We start from the raw sequence: 17,510 nt of genomic DNA on the forward strand, positions 1-17,510 counted from the left end.
CACCGTAGCGGACGATGTCCGGGGATGATCGGAAATGCTCGGACCTTCCCCCGCCGCCGGACGCCGGGCGAGGATGCCGGGGTGACACCCGCTGCGACGACGCCACCCCCCACCTCGAGCACGCACCTCGCCGCGGCGGGAGGCCCCGCGAGCGACCCTCGCCTCGCCCCCGCGCGGCGCTGGACGCGGGATCGCTGGCTCGCCACCGCCGACGCCCTGCTCGACGCGGTCCGCCCCTTCGCCTCCCCGGGCGGCTCGCTGATCACGCTGCCGGGCCCGGTCAGCGGCTCCGGGCTCTGGAGCGACGGCCTCGAGGGATACGCGCGCACGTTCCTGCTCGCGGCGTTCCGCCTGCGCGGCGAGGACGGTCGTGACCCGCACGGCCTCCTCGAGCGGTACGCGGACGGGCTGCGGCACGGCACCGACCCGGCGGGCGACGAGCGCTGGCCGCGCGTCGACGAGCGGCGACAGGCCGTGGTGGAGGCCGCGTCGGTCGCGATCGCGCTGTCCGAGACGCGGCCCTGGCTGTGGGACCGGCTCGACGACGGCACCCGCCGACGGACGGTCGACTGGCTGGCGGGCGTGGTCGGCACCCGCGGGTACACGAACAACTGGCTGTGGTTCCAGAACGTGATCGAGGCGTTCCTCGCCTCCGTCGGCGGCCCGTGGGAGCAGGCCGACCTGGACCACAACGCCGAGACCGCCGAGGCCCTGTACGTCGGCGACGGCTGGTACTCCGACGGTCGCGGCCGCGGGGGGCGCCGGCAGAACTTCGACCACTACGCGGGCTGGGCCTGGCACGTCTACCCGCTGCTGCACGCCCGGATCCTGGGGCGTCCGCTCGAGCCCGTGCACGCCGAGCGCCTGCGCGCCTACCTCGACCAGGCCCGGCACCTGGTGGGCTCGCGCGGCGCGCCGATGCTGCAGGGCCGGTCGGTGACCTACCGGCACGCCGTGCTCGCCCCGTTCTGGGCGGGTGCGATCGCCGACGCCACGCCGCTGTCCCCCGGTGCCACCCGCGCCCTCGCCGCCGCCGTCGCCGAGCACTTCGACGCCGCAGGCGCCGTCGACGACCGCGGCCTGCTGCCCGTCGGCTGGCACGGCCCGTACGACCGCGTGCGCCAGCTCTACACGGGCGGGTCGTCGCCGTACTGGGCGAGCAAGGGCTTCCTCGGCCTGCTCCTGGGTGCCGACCATCCCGTCTGGACGGCGGCACCGGAGCTGCCCGAGGCCTGGCGCGAGCCCCGCTCCCTGGCGCTGCGCGCCCCGGGGTGGCTCGTGAGCGCGACTCCAGCCGACGGGATCGTGCGCCTGCTCAACCACGGCTCCGACCGCGCCATCGAGCATGCCCTCGCCCCCCGGGCGGACGACCCGTTCTACCGCCGCCTCGGCTACTCCGGCGCGACGTCGCCCCAGCTGGCGCCCGGCGACGTCGCCGCCCCGCTGGACTCGCACACCGCCCTCCTCGACGCCCGAGGCGTGCCCTCGCACCGCGACACCGTCGAGCGCGTCCACCTCGACGACGCCGTGGCCGTGTCCCGGTCCCGGGTCTGCTGGCTCGACGTCCCCGGCCCAGACGGGAGCACTGGCGGGCGCGGTGACAGACACGGGGACGATGCCGGCTGGGCCGGGCTGCGCCGGGGCCCGGTGCTCACCACCGCGTCCGTGGTGCACGGCCCCGACGAGGTCCGCCTCGCCTGGTGGACGCCCGTCGCCGGCGCGGTACCCGGCCGGGCACCGCGTCCCGGCACCACGGCGGCCGACCTGGACCAGGACGCCGCCTGGCCCGCCGACACCGGCCCGTGGACGCTGCACGTGGGCGGGTGGCCGCTCGCGGCGGCGCGGGACGGCGCCCTGCACGTCGAGCGCTCCGACGACCGGGTCCGGGTCGTGCGCGACGACGGGACGACGTCCCACGTGCGCGCCCTGCCGGTCCGCACCGACGCCGACGCACGGCCGGACGCGCAGGCCGACGTGCCGCTCGACGTGCCGCTCGACAGGGCGGGGGCGGGGCGCCGGCGGGGTGCGGACCCGTTCGGCCCGGCGTCCGCCGTCCCCTGGCTGCGCACGTCCGCCCCCGTCGGCCCGGCCGAGGTGGTCGCGGCGCTCGTCGTCCTCACGGCGGAGGAGGGCGCGCACCGTCGCCCGGCACCCGCGGTCCACCTGCGCCGCACCGCGGACGGTGGGCTCGGCGGCGTCGAGGTGCGGTGGCCCGACGGCCGCGTCGACATCGTGCCGACAGATGCAGCGACAGACGCGCCGACCGGCGCACCGACCGGGACCGCGGAGTGAGCCGGCTGCGCGCAGCGTTCGTCATGCGCGACGCCGCCCTGCGGCCCGACCTGTTCGACGACGCGGCGCTGACGCGCCTGCGGGCGGTCGCCGACGTCACGGACCACGTGCTCACCCCGGCGGAGCTCAACTCGGCCGAGCCCCACCTGGCCGAGCCCCACCGTGGCGACGCGACGTCTCACGCGACGCTCGACCCCCTGGCCGACGTGGACGTGCTCCTCACCGGATGGGGTGCGCCCCGGCTCGACGACGCGCTGCTGGCACGTGCGCCGCGGCTGCGCGCCGTCGTGCACGCCGCCGGCTCGGTCAAGCCCCTCGTCACGCCCGCGCTCTGGGAGCGGGGCGTGAAGGTCTCCAGCGCCGCCGGCGCGAACGCCCGGCCGGTGGCGGAGTACACGCTGGCCATGGTGCTGCTGGCGGGCAAGCGGGTGCTCGAGGCCGCCGACGCCTTCGCGGCGCACCGCGCGTTCGGCGGCTGGGCGCTGCCGGAGCCGCGCGGCAACCACGGCCTGACGGTCGGCGTCGTCGGGGCCTCGCGGATCGGCCGGCAGGTGATGCGCCTGCTGCAGCCGTTCGACGTCGAGATCCTGCTGCACGACCCGTGGGTGGACGACGACGAGGCGCGGTCCCTCGGCGCCGCGGCCGTGACGCTCGACGACCTCGCGCGCGCAAGCGACGTCGTCACCGTGCACGCGCCCGACCTGCCGGAGACGTACCGGATGATCGGGCCGCGCCAGCTCGCCCTCATGCGTGACGCCACCACGCTGGTGAACACGGCGCGCGGGAGGCTCGTCGACACCCCGGCGCTCACCCGCGAGGTGGTCTCGGGCCGGCTGCGGGCCGTCCTCGACGTCACCGACCCTGAGCCGCTGCCCGCCGACCATCCCCTGTGGGACGCCCCCGGGGTCCTGCTGACGCCGCACGTCGCCGGCTCCCTCGGCAACGAGCTGCGCCGGCTGGGCGACCTCGCCGTGCGCGAGGTCGAGCTGCTCGCGGCGGGGGCCCCGCTCGAGCACGAGGTCCGGGCCGAGGATCTGCGCACCACCGCCTGAGCCGCGCCGAGGGTCCGGTTTTGCACGTTTCACGATCGGATGCTCGAACTCCTCGCACGATGGGGCCGTCCACCGACGGACAACGCACCCCACCGTCACGAAGGAGTGGCCATCGTGGTCGACGTCAGCCGCCGTACCGTCCTCACTTCCGCCCTCGCCGCCGGAGCTGCCGCCGCGCTCAGCGCACGCACCGCGAGCGCCGCCGCACCGTCGGCGGTCCCCCTCGCCCTCACCGGGCACGACCCGGTCGACGTGCGCTGGCTGGAGGGTGGCACCCCTGCCGCCCTGGCCGGCGGCACGACCTGGGGCGTGCCCTGGCCGCGCGGGGCGCTGCCTGGCGACCAGCGGTTCGCCCTCGCCACCGCGGCCGGCGAGGCCGTGCCCGTGCAGACGTGGCCCACCGCGTGGTGGCCCGACGGCTCGCTGAAGTGGACTGCGCACGCCGTCAGCGAGTCCGCCCCACGGGACGAGTCGTACCGGCTCACGCCGGGTGCCCCGGCGCGCGGCGCGCACGAGATCAGCGTGCAGGAGAACCCGGGACGCGTCCTCGTGGACACCGGCGTCGTGCAGGTCGAGTTCGGCCGGCAGGGCGACAAGGTGGTCCGCGCGATCCGGCGCGGGGGCCAGGTGATCGCCAAGGACGGCCGCCTCGTCGCGCACCGGCAGGACTCCGCCGACACGGACCGCGGCGCGACGGTCGGCGTCGAGTCCTTCTCGGGGACCGTCGGGAAGGTGACGGTCGAGCAGTCCGGGCCGGTGCGCGCGGTGATCAAGGTCGAGGGCACGCACCGCAAGGGGCGCCGCGCATGGCTGCCGTTCGTGCTGCGGTTCGCGCTGTTCGCGGGCTCGGACGGCATCCGGCTCGTGCACACGTTCTTCGTCGACGGCGACGAGGACAGCGACTTCGTCACCGGCCTGGGCGTGCGGTTCACCGTGCCGATGCGCGGCGAGCTGTACGACCGGCACGTGCGCTTCGCCGGCCCGGACGGCGGCGTCCTCGCGGAGGCGGTGCGCGGCGTGACGGGCCTGCGCCGCGACCCCGGTGCCGCGGTCCGCACCGCCCAGGTCGAGGGTCGGGCGCTGCCCGACCCGGCCACCTGGGACCAGCGCGTCACCACGCGCCTGAAGTGGATCCCGGCCTGGGGCGACCACAGCCTGGCCCAGCTCAACGCGCACGGCTTCGAGATCCGCAAGCGCACGGGCGCGGGGCACTCGTGGATCCGGTCGGACGCCGGCACGCGGGCCCCCGGGCTCGGCTACGTCGGTTCGCCGTCGGGCGGGCTGGCGTTCGGGATGCGCAACTTCTGGCAGCTGCACCCCACGGAGCTGGAGATCACCGGCGCCGCGACCGACGAGGCGGACGCCACGGTGTGGATGTGGTCGCCGCGCGCCGAGGCGATGGACCTGCGCTTCTACCACGACGGCATGGACCAGGACACCTACCCGGAGCAGCTCGACGCGCTCGAGATCACCTACGAGGACTACGAGCCCGGGTTCGGCACCCCGTACGGGGTCGCGCGCACCACGGAGCTGACGTTCTGGGCGCTGGCCGCCACGCCCACGGCCGCCCGGTTCGCCGAGCTCGCCGAGGCGAACGCCACCCCGCCGCTGCCGGCCGGCAGCCCCGGGCACCACCACGCCGCCGGCGTCTTCGGCTCCTGGTCGCCGGTCGACCGCTCCACCGCCGCGCGGGCCACGATCGAGGACCGGCTCGACGCCATCCACCGCTACCACGTCGAGCAGGTGGACCAGCGGTCCTGGTACGGGTTCTGGGACTACGGCGACGTCATGCACTCCTACGACCGGGACCGGCACCAGTGGTCCTACGACGTCGGCGGCTACGCGTGGGACAACTCCGAGCTGTCCACGGACCTGTGGCTCTGGTACCACTACCTGCGCACGGGCGACGCCGCCGCGTTCCGGTTCGCGGAGGCGATGAGCCGGCACACCGGCGAGGTCGACCAGTACCACCTCGGGGAGTGGAAGGGCCTGGGCACCCGGCACGGCGTCCTGCACTGGGGCGACAGCGCCAAGCAGGTACGCATCAGCAACGCGAACTACCGGCGCTTCGTCTACTACCTCACCGGGGACGAGCGCTCCGGCGACCTGCTGCGCGAGCTCGTCGACTCGGACCGCACCTACCTGGTGCTCAACGCCGGCCGCAAGGTGGACGGCTCCACCGGGGAGTACGACCCCGACCCGACGGCCCTCCCGCTGAGCAAGACCACCGACTGGGGCGCCGTCGCCGGGGCGTGGCTCACGGAGTGGGAGCGGGGCGGCGACCCCCGGGCCCGCGAGCGCCTGCTGGCGAGCGCACGGTCGATCGCGGCGCTGCCGAACGCGTGGGTGCAGGCCGGCTCCACCTACGACCTGGAGACGGCGACCTTCAGCTCGGGGCCCCAGAAGGCGGTCGAGGTCGGCAGCCTCAGCTCCGTGTTCGGCCTGATCGAGGTGATGACCGAGCTGCTCGACCTCGTCGACGAGCCCGAGGTCGAGGCGCGGTGGGTCGAGTTCTGCCGCCTGTACAACAGCTCCAAGGCCGAGCAGAAGGAGGCGACCGGCTCGGACTGGGGCAGCCTCAACCTCAAGCAGTCGTACTCCCGCGCCACCGCGTACGCCGCCGTCCGGCTGGACGACGACGCACTGGCCGCCCGCGCCTGGAAGGAGCTGGCGACCGGTCACGCCGGCTACCCCGACGGCATGGACTGGAGCACGCGGCGCATCGAGCCGCCCGCGGTGCTGCACGCCGTCGACGAGGCGGGCTTCTCCTCCAACGCCTCCGCGCAGTACGGCCTGGCCGCCATCCAGTGCCTCGCCCTAATCGGGGAGAAGCTGTCGTGAGCGCCGCACGCCGCCCGCGGCGGGCGCTCGTCGTCGGCGCGACGGCGGCGGCCGCCGTCATCGGCGTCGTCGGCGTCGTCGCCCCTGCCGCGCACGGCGCCGTCGCGAGCCCCGGGCTCGACGGCCCCCGCCCGGACGCGGCACTGCTCGAGCGGTGCACCGGCACCGCGCCCGTGGTGTGCACGTACCCCGACCTGCCGCCCGGCCCCTACGACGTGACCGTCGTGCTGGGCGACCGCCACGGACCCGCCGGCACCGAGGTGCAGGCCGAGGCCCGCCGCCTCATGGTCGCCGCCGTCGACACCGCCGAGGGCGAGCTCGCACGGCGCACGTTCACCGTCGACGTGCGCGACCCCGAGAGCCAGTAGAACCAGCCCGCCGGCGAGGGCACCCCCGGCCTCACCCTGACGTTCACCGGCGACGCGCCGCACGTGGCCGGGATCGGGATCCGGCCCGCCGACGCGCGCACCCCGCGCCTCGCGCTGCTCGGTGACTCCACCGTCACCGACCAGGGCGGGGCGCCCTACACCGGCTGGGGCCAGCGACTGCCTGCCCACTTCCGGCTCGGGGTGAGCGTCGTCAACCACTCCGGCTCCGGCGAGAGCACCGTGTCAGTGCTGGCCAAACCCGAGATGTTCGACGCCCTGGTGCCCCAGCTGCGCCCCGGCGACCTCGCCCTCGTGCAGCTCGCGCACAACGACAAGGAGACGACCGCCGAGCAGTACCGCGCCAACCTCACCGAGATCGTCGACCGGGTGCGGGCCACGGGAGCCACGCCCGTGCTGGTGACCCCGATCGTCCGGCTCCGGTTCGACGGCGACCAGCTGAACTCGACAGGCATGATCGAGACCGCCGCCGGCAGCCTCCCGCGGCACATGCGCGACGTCGCCACCGACCTCGGCGTCCACCTGATCGACCTCACCGCCCTGAGCGAGGAGCTGGTCGAAGGACTCGGACCCGTGGATGCCCAGCCGATCTACCTGATCCGGGAGAACGGCGACCGCACCCACACGTCCGAGCACGGCGCAACGGTGTACGCCGACCTCGTGGCTGGCGAGCTGCGCCGGCTGGGGCTGGTGCCGGAGCGGTACTGGCGCTGAGCCCTCGTGCCCACCCGGCTCAGATCCGCCCGCGCACCGGCGTGGTCTCGGCGTCCGAGCCGCCCTCGGGCATGACCATCTCGGCGCGGACGCCGAGCAGCCGCACCTCGCGGCCGGGCTCCATCCCGGCCGCGAGGTCGAGCACCGCCGCGGTCACCTCCTCGAGGGAGCGCGTCGGCGCGGGCAGCTTCCGCGAGAGCGTCCGCGTGAAGAACGGCGCGTAGCGCACCTTGAGCCCCACCCGGAACACCGGCCGGCCCTCCGCCTCGGTGTCCGCGTGCGCCTGCGCGGCCAGCTCCCGCAGCGCCGCCGTGACCTGCTCGGCTGTCGTGAGGTTGCGCTGGTACGTCGTCTCGCGGCTGTGCCCGCGGGCCACCCACGGGGTGTCGTCGACGACGGCGGACCCGTGCCCGCGGCCCAGCTCCCCGTACCAGGCGCCCATCCGCGGCCCGAACTCGCCGACCAGGACGGCGCCGTCGGCGGCGGCGAGCTGCGCGACCGTGTCGATGCCGTGCGCCGCCAGCCGCCGGGACACCTTGGCGCCCACGCCCCACAGGTCGAGCGTCGGCCGCTCCCCCATCACCTGGGACCAGGTGTCCGCGGTGAGCCGGTACACGCCCGCGGGCTTGCCGAACCCGGTCGCGATCTTGGCGCGGATCTTGTTGTCGCCGATGCCGACCGAGCAGTGCAGTGCGGTCGCGTCGAGCACCGCCTGCTGGACGCGGCGGGCGAACGCCTCCGGGTCCTGCGCGTCGCTCCCCAGGAACGCCTCGTCCCAGCCGAGGACCTCCACCACGGTGCCGAGCCCGCGGAGCGTGTCCATCACGTGCGCGGACGCCGCGTCGTACACCTGGTGGTCCACCGGCAGGATGACCGCGTCCGGGACCTTGCGGGCCGCGACCCGCAGCGGCGTCCCCGACCCGACGCCGTACGCCCGCGCCTCGTACGACGCGGTGGACACCACGGCCCGCTCGTTCGGGTCGCCCCGACCGCCCACGATCACCGGGCGTCCGGCGAGCTCCGGGCGCCGCAGGATCTCGACCGCGGCCAGGAACTGGTCGAGGTCGACATGCAACACCCAGCGGAAGGAGCGCGGGCCCATGCCCCGAGTCTGCGCTACGGCACCCCGGCCACGCTCACCGGCGGCTCGGGCGCCTCACGGCTCCCGGAGGGACGCCGTACGCTCCGCGAGCGCCAGCGTCCACCGGGCACGCTCGACCATCGCGACGTCGAGGAACGTGCCGTCGGGCAGCACCACGGTGCCGGTCCCGGCGTCGGCGGCGTCGGCCACGACGCGCACGACCTCGCGTGCGCGGGCCACCTCGTCCGGGCGTGGCGCGAACGCCTCGCGGATGGTCGCGAGCTGCGCGGGGTGGATCGCCGTGCGACCGCAGAAGCCGAGCGCGCGGCCGGCGCGGCAGGACGCGGCCAGGCCTTCCAGGTCGCGCACGTGCGTGTACGCGGACATCGCGGGCGCGGGCAGCCCCGCGGCCCGCGCCGCCACGACGACCCGGGCCCGCGCCCACGTCAGCCCCGCGTCGTCGTCGACCCGCAGGTCGGACCGCAGGTCGGCCTCCCCGAGCCCGACCGACGCGACCCGCGGCGACGCCGTCGCGAGCTCGAACGCCCGCTCGACGCCCAGCGCGGACTCCAGCAGCAGGTGCAGTCGCCGGCCGGGCAGCGCGTCGGCGAGGGCACGCACCTCGGCGACCGACTCGACCTTCGGCACCCGGGCGCCGACGCCGCGCGGCAGCGCGGCGAGGGCGGCCACGTCCTCCGCGTGCCACGGCGTGGACGCGTGGTTGACCCGCACCTGCACGGCCGGTCCGTCGCCCTCGCCGCCGAGGAGCCGTACCAGGTGTCCGCGGGCGGCGTCCTTCGCCGCCGGGGCGACGGCGTCCTCCAGGTCCACCAGCACCGCGTCCGCCCCCGAGGACAGCGCCTTGGCCACGCGGTCCGGCCGGTCCGCGGGCACGTACAGCAGCGTGAGCGGCGGCGCGCCCGGCGCGTCGCCCGGCATGTCGGGGCCCGCGGGCGCCGTCACACCGCCCCCTCGGCCCGCAGGGCGGCGACCCGCTCGGGCGAGAAGCCCAGCTCGCCCAGCACCGCGTCGGTGTCGGCTCCGTGGGCGCGGCCGGTGTGCCGGATGACGCCGTCGTTCCCGGACAGCCGGAACAGCGGCCCCTGCATGAGCAGCGGCCCGAGCTCCGGGTCGTCGATCTCGTGGATCGTCCCGAGCGCCCGGAACTGGGGGTCGTCCACGATGTCGTGGGCGTCGTAGATCGGTGCCACCGCGGCCTGCGCCTCCTCGAACGCCGCGACCACCTCGTCCCTGGTGCGCCGGGCGATCCAGCCGCCCACCGCCTCGTCGAGCTCGTCGGCGTGCTGCGCCCGGTCGACACCGCGGGCGAACCACGGCTCGTCGATCAGCTCGGGGCGGCCCACGAGGCGCATCACCCGCTCGGCGATCGACTGCGCCGAGGTGGACACGGCGACCCACTGCCCGTCGCTGGTGCGATAGGTGTTGCGCGGCGCGTTGTTGGCCGAACGGTTGCCGGTGCGCGGCTGCACCGTGCCCAGCTGGTCCCAGCGGGTGATCTGCGGACCGAGCATCGCGAGGATCGGCTCCACGATGGCGGTGTCGACCACCTGCCCCTTGCCCGTGGCCTCCCGCGTGGACAGGGCGACCATGACCGCGAAGGCCGTCGCGAGGGACGCGACCCCGTCGGCCAGGCCGAAGGGCGGGAGCGTGGGCGCGCCGTCGGGCTCGCCGGTCATCGCGGCGAACCCGCTCATCGCCTCCGCGAGGGTGCCGAAGCCGGGGCGCGTGCGGTACGGGCCGACCTGGCCGAAGCCGCTGACCCGTGCCAGCACGAGCCGCGGGTTGCGGGCCGACAGCTCGTCGTAGCCGAGCCCCCACCGCTCGAGCGTGCCCGGCCGGAAGTTCTCGATGACCACGTCCGAGCGCTCGGCCAGCGCGAGGAAGACCTCCCGGCCGCCGTCGCTCCCGAGGTTCGCCGTGATCGTGCGCTTGTTGCGCCCTAGCGTCTTCCACCAGAGGTTGACGCCGTCCTTCGCCGCGCCGTGCGTGCGCGACGGGTCGGGCTTCTCCGGGTGCTCCACCTTGACGACGTCCGCGCCCATGTCGCCGAGGTGCATGGCCGCCATCGGGCCGGCGAACAGGGTGGACGCGTCCACGACGCGCAGCCCGGAGAGCGCGCCGGCGCCCGGATCGCGGGAGACGGTCATCGAGTCACCTCCGTCGAGTCCACGGTGCCCAGCGCGTCGGGCAGGTCCCAGGCGCACCGGAACCCGAGCGTCGCCCCGCGGGCGAGGCCCAGGCCGGGCAGCAGCAGCTTCACCGCGTAGTCGGGCGCGTGCCGTCCGCCCTCGACATACCAGTCCGAGCCCTCGGCACGGTAGTCGCTGCCTCCCTTGATCATGACGTACCGGGTGCGGCCGTCGCTGTGCTCGCTGTCGGTCCAGGCCCAGACGGCGGGCGTGCCGCGGCGGAAGCCGGGCGACTCCCCCGCGAGCTGCCACTCGTCCTCGGTGGGCAGCCGCCCCCCGCGCCAGGCGCAGTACGCCCGCGCGTCGTCCAGGTCGACGAACGTCACCGGCTCGTCCTCGGTACCCGGCGCCGGGCGGCCGTCCGCCCAGTGCGCCAGGAAGCGGTGGTGCACGGCCGGCGCGTAGCCGGTGGCGTCGAGGAACGCGGCGAACTGCGCGTTGGTCACCTCGGTCGCGCCGACGGCGACGGGAGCGGCGAGCTCGCCGTCACGCTGCAGCGTGCGGGCGTCGTGCAGGCGCGGGGGCAGCGGCTTCCACTCGTCGACGTACGGCGCGCCCTGGTACATGCCGGTCTCGCGCGCACGGTGCCGCACCGTGAGCACGTACGCCCCGGGGGGCACGACGACGGCGCCGCGGTCGGGCCCCGCGTCGGGCGCGAGATCCGCGGGGACGTCCGGCCTGAGCCGGCGGGCGATGCGGTGCGGGAAGCGGGCGTCCGGGTCGTGGCGGTCGGCGCCCTCGTCCAGGCCGTCCACGACCGCGCGCAGCCCGGCCGCCCACGACGGCTCGTCCGCGCCGGTGCGCAGCAGCGCCGCGACGCCCCGGGCGGGGACGGTGACCCGCTCGTCGCCGTCGGCGAGCACCGGCCCGGCGTAGTCCTCCTCGCCGCGGTTGACGAGGGTCCACAGCGTGACGCCGTCGGCCTCCCACCGGGACGCGTACACCCCTGCGGCCTCGGCCTCGGGGGCCAGCTCCGCGAGCGGCGTCCAGTCGCCGCCGAGGAGCAGCTCGCGCGCCGCACGCTGCACGGTCACCATGCGCCGCACGGTCGCGGCGTCGCGGGCGGACCACCCGACCCACACCCCGAAGACGACCTCCCACACCATGACGCCCACGCCGTTGAGCCACGCGGACTGCAGCTCCTCGCTGTGGTCGCGGTGCCAGCGCCGCACGTGGTGCTGCATGTGCCGCCGCTCGTACCAGTGCGCGCGCAGCACGCCCGGCACCGGCGAGTCGGCGAAGAACTGGGCCCACGACGACGAGTGGTCCTCGATGCGCTCGACGGGCAGCTTCGACTCGCCCTCGAGCACGATGCCGGGACGGGCGGCCTCCAGCCGGGCCACGAGCTCGGGCTCCGCCTTCTTCAGGGTGTCGAGGAAGACGCCGTCCGCGCCGAGGTCGCGCACCAGCGCGGCCAGCTCCGTGGGGTCGTCGTCGCCGCGGCGGGTGCCCGTGTCCCAGGGGTTGTAGTCGACGAAGACGTGCAGGCCGGCGTCGTGGAACGCCTGCACGAGGTCGACGATGCCGGGGACGTCGCGGTAGAAGTCCCACTGGTTGCGGTCGTCGATCCCGATCACCGGGTAGGCGTGCCACAGCACGACGGCGTCCAGCCCCGCGAACCGCTCGCGCGCGTCGGCGAGGAAGCGCTCGGGGGTGAATCGGCGCTCGTCGAACGAGTACAGCAGCTCGTCCCACAGCCACACCTGTGCCACGGTCCGGCAGCCCGCCGCCCACGCCGCCTCGGGCCGGTCGTAGGCGGTGCCCGTGTAGCCGTGGCGCTCCCGGGCGTCCGACCGCCAGGCCGTCAGGCGCTCGCGCCACTCCGGGCGGGCGGCCGGGTCAGCAGGGCCGACGAAGATCTTCGCCTCGTCGAGCGCGACGCTCTGCTCGGGGGTGAGCGGGCCGTCGAGCGGCACGTCGGTGGGCCGGTCGATGGGCCGCGGGACGAGGGGGTCGAACGTGTACGTCATGGCTGCTCTCTGCGGACGGGGTCGCGCGGGTCTGTCGGATGGGGGTTCAGGCGGTGCCGGCGAGCGCGGCGACCTCGGACGCGGCGGGGACGGCGTCCTGCGCCCCCGGCCGGGTCACCGCGAGCGCGCCGGCGGCCGCGGCGAGCCGCGCCGCCTCGGGCAGGGCCTCCCCGCGGGCGAGGGCCGCGGCCAGCACGCCGCAGTAGGTGTCGCCTGCGCCGGTGGTGTCGACGGCCACGACCCGGTGCGCGGGCACGCGTACCGGAGGCTCGCCGCGGCGGGCCACCAGGCTGCCCTGACCGCCCAGCGTGACGACGGCCGCGGGCACGCGCTCCAGCAGAGCGTCCGCGAGCGCCTCGGTGTCGACGCCGACAGACGGCCCGGCCAGGTCCGCGGCCTCGTGCTCGTTCACCACGAGCACGTCGACCGCCTCCCACACCTCCTCGGGCAGCGGGCGTGACGGCGCCGCGTTGAGCACGAAGAGCGCGCCGGGCCGGCGGGCGGCCGCCGCGGCGCGCACCACGTCGAGCGGGATCTCCAGCTGGGCGAGGACGACGTCGGCGGCGGCGATCCGCTCGGCCTGCGGCGCCTCGACCGCGAGGTGGGAGTTCGCCCCCGGAGCGACGACGATCGCGTTCTCGCCGTCCGGGGAGACGGTGATGAGGGCGGTGCCGGTGGGCACGTCGAGGCGCCAGACCAGGTCGGTCTTCACCCCGGCGCGCCGGAGCGAGGCGAGGAGCAGGTCGGCGGAGTCGTCGCGACCGACGGCGCCCACGAACGACGTCTCCGCCGCTCCCGCGCGCGCCGCCCCCGCGGCCTGGTTGGCCCCCTTGCCGCCGGGGCTGCGACGCAGGTCGCCGCCCAGGATGGTCTCGCCGCCCGCCGGATGACGGGGCACGTCGACGACCAGGTCCACGTTGGCGGACCCGACCACGACCACGCGCCCGTCCGTGCTCACGCCCGTCCTCCCTCGTCGGTCATGTCGCCAGCCTGCGGTGCGGGGGCGCGGCGCGCGAGCGCCGTCGTCCGCGCGGCGAGGTCGGCGATGCTCCGCTCGCCGCCGGGCAGCGACGTCGCGATCCGCCCGTCGAGCGGCGCCGCCCACCGCTCGCCGATCCCGTCCGCGCCGCGCAGGGCGCCGGCCACGCCGCCGACCGTGGCGGCCGCGGAGTCGGTGTCCCAGCCGGCCGTCACGGCGATCGACACGCTCGCGCCGAACTCGCCGCGCCCCGCCGCGAGCGCGTAGGCGATCACGGCGGCGTTGTGCAGCACGTGCACCCAGTGCAGGTCGCCGTAGGCGGTGTGCAGCCGGTCGAGGTCGGCGCGGACCGCCGGCTCCGAGCCGTCGGAGGCCACGCCCAGCTCGCGGCCCAGGCGGACGGCCGCGGCGAGGCGGCTGCCCGGCGGCACGACGCCGTCGGCTGCGTCGAGCACCTCCTCGACGTCGTCCACCACGACGGCCGCCGCCGCGAGGGCCGCGGCCCACATGGCCCCGTACACCCCGTTGCGGGTGTGGCTGAGGCGGGCGTCGGTCCACGCCAGGCGCGCGGCCCCGCGCACGTCGCCCGGGCTGACCCAGCCGAGCAGGTCGGTCCTGATGAGCGCGCCGATCCACTCGCGGAACGGGTTGTGGTGCGTCGCCGTCTCCGGCACCGGTCGTGCGTCGAGGATGTTGCGGTACGCCGCGCGCTCGGCCGTGAACGACCGGCCGGCGGGCATGAGGTCGAGCCAGAGCTGCGCGACGTCGTCGGTGGTGAACCCGCGGCCGCGGGCCTCGAGGAGCTCGAGCGCCAGGATCGGGTAGTTGAGGTCGTCGTCCTCCGGCATCCCGTCGATGTTCTCCTCGAGCGAGGTCGGCGCGGAGCGGCGGTTCCACGGCCAGCGGGCCGCGACGTCGTCGGGCAGGCCGACCGCGGTGAACCAGCGATCCAGCGGCCACCGGTCCGTGGCGCGCAGGATCTCCTCGATGCCCTCGCGCGGGATCTTCTCGACGGGCTTACCGAGCAGGCAGCCGGCGGCGCGGCCCGTCCAGGCGCCGAGGACGCGGGCGTCGAGGTCCGCGCCGGGGCGGGGCAGCCGCGGCGCGGGCGGCAGCAGGGCGACGATCGCGTCCCAGCCGTCCGGCTCCTGCGGCGCCGCGGCAGCGGGTCGGGCGTCGAGCTCGTCCAGCAGCTCGCGGGCCAGCGCGCGCAGCTCGGGCGTCGCGGGCACCGGGCCGGCGCCGCTCACCGCGGGCACCGGGTCTCCCCCGGCGGCCGTCCAGCGCTCGCGGACGTCGGCCGTCTCCTTGCCCTCGGCGGCGGACTGCACGAGCTCGTGGGCGAGCAGGTCCTCCGGCTGGGCCCAGGTCAGCCTCACGCCGGCTCCCCCACGGCGCCGCGTCCGGCCGCGTCGTACCCGGCCGGCTCCGCGGCGTCGAGCGCGTCCATCCCGGCGAGGCGGGCGCGCGCCCGCTCGGCGTCCGCGCGCACGATGTCCGCCGCCGCGGAGGCCATGAGGCGCCCCGTCTCGCGGACGTCGGTGCGGCTCGCCTCCTCGATCTCGTCCAGCCACTCGGCGGGGACCACGCCGGTGCCGCCGAGGCCGGCCGCGACCGCGCCGGCCATGACGGCGATCGAGTCGGCGTCCCGCCCGTAGTTCACGGCGGCGAGCACGGCGCCGCGGAAGTCCCCCCGGTGCCCGAGCAGCATGCCGAGCGCCGCCGGCAGCTCCTCGATCGACTTGGTCCGCGAGGGGCGGCGCGCGTCCATCGACATCTGCCGGTAGGCGGGCCCGACCGAGTCGAACGGGGCGACGGTGTCGCGCACCAGGCGGCCGAGCTCGCGCTCCTCCTCGTCCGTCGTGGGCGCCGTCGTCCACCCGTCGAACGCGTCGACCATCGCGTGCAGGGCGTCGGCCGTGCCGTCGTGCGCGACGTCCAGCGCCGCGTGCACGACGTCGTCGAGCGTGGCTCCGGGCGCCACCGACGCCGCGACCATGGCGGCGAACACGCCCGCGGCCTCGCGCCCGTAGCTCGACTGGTGGGCGCCCGTGAAGTCGATCGCCTCGGCGTACGCGCCGCGGGGGTCGCCCGGGTTGGCGAGGCCGACGGGCGCGACGTACATCGCGGCCCCGCAGTTGACGACGTTGCCGACGCCCGCCTCGCGCGGGTCCACGTGCCCGTAGTGCAGGCGCGCGACCATCCACTTCTCGGCGAGGAACACCCGCTGCAGCAGCAGCGCCGTCGACTCGAGCTCGGGGATCCAGCGCGGCTCGCCGATCATCAGGGGCACCAGGTCCTCCGCGACGGCGTACGCGTCGAGGTGGTCGCGGCGCTTGGCGTAGACCTCCACGACGGCCCGGGTCATGAGGGTGTCGTCGGTGATGTGCCCGTCGCCCTTGTGGTACGGCGCGATGGGGCGGGCGTCGCGCCAGTTCGGGTACCAGGGGCCCACGATCCCGGTCACCCGGCCGCCGTGGCGCTCCTCGATCTGCTCGGGGGTCCACCCCTCGACGGCACCGCCGAGCGCGTCGCCCACGGCCGCGCCGGTGATCACGGCCATCGATCGGTCGTCCAGCCAGGTCACGGTCACTCCCTCGTCGTCCTGCGGGGCACGTGTCTCGCGCCCCGGTTTGCCCGCGAGCGGGCGGTCGTGCGGGCGGCGGCGTGCCGCCCGCACGACGGTCACTGCGTGATCTCGTCCCACCCGTCGGTGAGCTGCGTCTGCAGCCCGGCGGCGTCGGTCTCCTGCGCCAGGAACCGCTGGTAGGCCGGCGTGGCCACGGTGTCCTTCCACTGCGCGTACGCGTCGGCGAACAGGTACGGCGCGGAGACGAAGTGCTGGCCCGAGGCGAGGATGGTGCTCCACCCGTTCTCGTCGCCGAGCTTGTCGGCCATGACCTTCTGGGCCGACGTCGTCGCCGGGATCAGGGCGTCCGCCTCGTTGAGCGCGGCCAGGTTGTCCGCCTCCGTGAAGAACTCGATGAACTCGGCCGACTCCTCGACGTGCTCGGAGTCGATGTTCACCGACAGGGTCTGCGGGTTGGCGGCCTGGCCGGCGCCCTCGGGCCCGGCGAGCGGCGGCAGCACCACCCACTCGAGGTCCTTCGGCGCGTCCTTGGCGATGTTCGCCGCCTGGTAGGAGCCCTGTACCGTCATCGCCGTCTGGCCCGCGTAGAACGACGCGATCGCCTCCGACCCGGACTGAGTGAGCGTGACCGGCAGGATCGACTTGTCCTGGTAGGCCATGGCGTCCACGAGCTCCGGCAGGGCCATCTCGCCGTCGCCGACGGTGATCTGCGCGTCCTGGCCGGTGCCCGAGAAGTACTCGCCGCCGAAGCCCGGCGCCAGCGTCATGAACGCGGCGGTCGGGCTCGAAAGGCCCCAGCCGAGGCCGTAGGTCTTGCCCTTCGTGGTGGCCTTCGCGATCTCCCGGAGCTGGTCCCACGTCATGGTGTCGCCCGTGGGGATCTCGACGCCCGCGTCGGTGAGGAGCTTCTTGTTCGCGAAGACCATGTAGGACTGCAGCTCGGTCGGGTAGGCGACGATCTGGTCGTCGACCGTCACCGAGTCCAGGACGCCCTCGGGGATGTCCTGCTTGCGCTCGTCGGACATGTACTCGGACAGGTCCGCGAGGTAGCCGTCGCGGGCGAACGGCACGATGCTCGCGGCCTCGTAGTGGATGACGTCCGGCGCGGCGCCGCCGTTGAACTGGGTGATGAGCTTGTCGTAGACGCCGTCCCACCCGGTCGGGACGATCTCGACCTGCACGTCGGGGTGCGCGTCGTTCCACTCGCCGACGATCTTCTCCGTGGCCTCGATGGCCGCGGGCTGGTCGGACAGCGACTGGAACTTCAGCGTGACCGGGCCGCCGTCCCCGCCCTCGTCGCCGCCCCCGCCGCTGCAGGAGGCGACGAGCAGGGCGGTGACCGTGAGGCATGCGGCGGTGGACACTCCACGAGTCTTCATGGGTCTGCCTTTCGTG

General features: G+C 75.6%; 13 protein-coding genes. 5 read left to right on the top strand and 8 right to left on the bottom strand.

Going from position 1 to position 17,510, the window contains the following annotated elements; genetic code table 11:
- The first annotated feature begins 81 nt into the window (after positions 1 to 81).
- From B5Y66_RS15045 to B5Y66_RS22755, 5 genes are all read left to right on the top strand, one after another.
- Positions 82 to 2,292: a DUF2264 domain-containing protein gene (locus B5Y66_RS15045; protein WP_245807142.1), complete on the top strand. Its 2,211-nt coding sequence runs from the start codon at positions 82 to 84 to the stop codon at positions 2,290 to 2,292.
- A gap of 23 nt (positions 2,293 to 2,315) precedes the next feature.
- Positions 2,316 to 3,344, top strand: a complete 1,029-nt coding sequence (locus B5Y66_RS15050) for a hydroxyacid dehydrogenase (protein WP_176168883.1) — start codon at positions 2,316 to 2,318, stop codon at positions 3,342 to 3,344.
- Positions 3,345 to 3,458: 114 nt separating this feature from the next.
- A complete protein-coding gene (locus B5Y66_RS15055; protein ID WP_079575521.1) occupies positions 3,459 to 6,185 on the top strand; it encodes an exo-rhamnogalacturonan lyase family protein in 2,727 nt (908 codons plus the stop codon).
- The gene (locus B5Y66_RS22750) at positions 6,182 to 6,553 is read left to right on the top strand and encodes a hypothetical protein (RefSeq protein ID WP_217700814.1); all 372 of its coding nucleotides are present in this window, start codon (positions 6,182 to 6,184) and stop codon (positions 6,551 to 6,553) included. The genes B5Y66_RS15055 and B5Y66_RS22750 overlap by 4 nt, the downstream gene beginning before the upstream one ends.
- 63 nt (positions 6,554 to 6,616) lie before the next feature.
- Positions 6,617 to 7,285 carry a rhamnogalacturonan acetylesterase gene (locus B5Y66_RS22755; RefSeq protein WP_217700815.1) on the top strand — a complete coding sequence of 223 codons (669 nt, stop codon included), beginning with the start codon at positions 6,617 to 6,619 and terminating at the stop codon, positions 7,283 to 7,285.
- Positions 7,286 to 7,304: 19 nt separating this feature from the next.
- Here the strand turns inward: B5Y66_RS22755 and B5Y66_RS15065 are convergent, their stop codons facing one another.
- The 8 genes from B5Y66_RS15065 to B5Y66_RS15100 are packed head-to-tail and all read right to left on the bottom strand — an operon-like array spanning position 7,305 to position 17,479.
- Positions 7,305 to 8,387, bottom strand: a complete 1,083-nt coding sequence (locus B5Y66_RS15065; protein ID WP_176168884.1) for a DNA polymerase IV — start codon at positions 8,385 to 8,387, stop codon at positions 7,305 to 7,307.
- A gap of 54 nt (positions 8,388 to 8,441) precedes the next feature.
- On the bottom strand, positions 8,442 to 9,329 hold the full coding sequence (locus B5Y66_RS15070; protein WP_245807143.1) for an HpcH/HpaI aldolase/citrate lyase family protein: 888 nt from the start codon (positions 9,327 to 9,329) through the stop codon (positions 8,442 to 8,444).
- Positions 9,326 to 10,534, bottom strand: coding sequence for a CaiB/BaiF CoA transferase family protein (locus B5Y66_RS15075; RefSeq protein ID WP_079575302.1), 1,209 nt, complete (start codon positions 10,532 to 10,534; stop codon positions 9,326 to 9,328). Before B5Y66_RS15075 ends, B5Y66_RS15070 begins: the two co-directional genes overlap by 4 nt.
- Complete coding sequence (locus tag B5Y66_RS15080) at positions 10,531 to 12,546, bottom strand: formylglycine-generating enzyme family protein (protein WP_079575303.1); 2,016 nt, start codon at positions 12,544 to 12,546, stop codon at positions 10,531 to 10,533. Before B5Y66_RS15080 ends, B5Y66_RS15075 begins: the two co-directional genes overlap by 4 nt.
- Positions 12,547 to 12,592: 46 nt before the next feature.
- Positions 12,593 to 13,504, bottom strand: a complete 912-nt coding sequence (locus B5Y66_RS15085) for a ribokinase (protein ID WP_079575304.1) — start codon at positions 13,502 to 13,504, stop codon at positions 12,593 to 12,595.
- Entirely contained in the window at positions 13,501 to 14,904 is a 1,404-nt protein-coding gene (locus tag B5Y66_RS15090; RefSeq protein WP_079575305.1) for an ADP-ribosylglycohydrolase family protein, read from the bottom strand. Before B5Y66_RS15090 ends, B5Y66_RS15085 begins: the two co-directional genes overlap by 4 nt.
- Positions 14,901 to 16,214 carry an ADP-ribosylglycohydrolase family protein gene (locus B5Y66_RS15095; RefSeq protein ID WP_245807144.1) on the bottom strand — a complete coding sequence of 438 codons (1,314 nt, stop codon included), beginning with the start codon at positions 16,212 to 16,214 and terminating at the stop codon, positions 14,901 to 14,903. The genes B5Y66_RS15090 and B5Y66_RS15095 overlap by 4 nt, the downstream gene beginning before the upstream one ends.
- Positions 16,211 to 17,479 carry an ABC transporter substrate-binding protein gene (locus B5Y66_RS15100; RefSeq protein ID WP_217700816.1) on the bottom strand — a complete coding sequence of 423 codons (1,269 nt, stop codon included), beginning with the start codon at positions 17,477 to 17,479 and terminating at the stop codon, positions 16,211 to 16,213. Before B5Y66_RS15100 ends, B5Y66_RS15095 begins: the two co-directional genes overlap by 4 nt.
- Between the last annotated feature and the right edge of the window lie 31 nt (positions 17,480 to 17,510).

Source organism: Krasilnikoviella flava, assembly GCF_900167525.1.
Classification (GTDB): domain Bacteria; phylum Actinomycetota; class Actinomycetes; order Actinomycetales; family Cellulomonadaceae; genus Isoptericola; species Isoptericola flavus.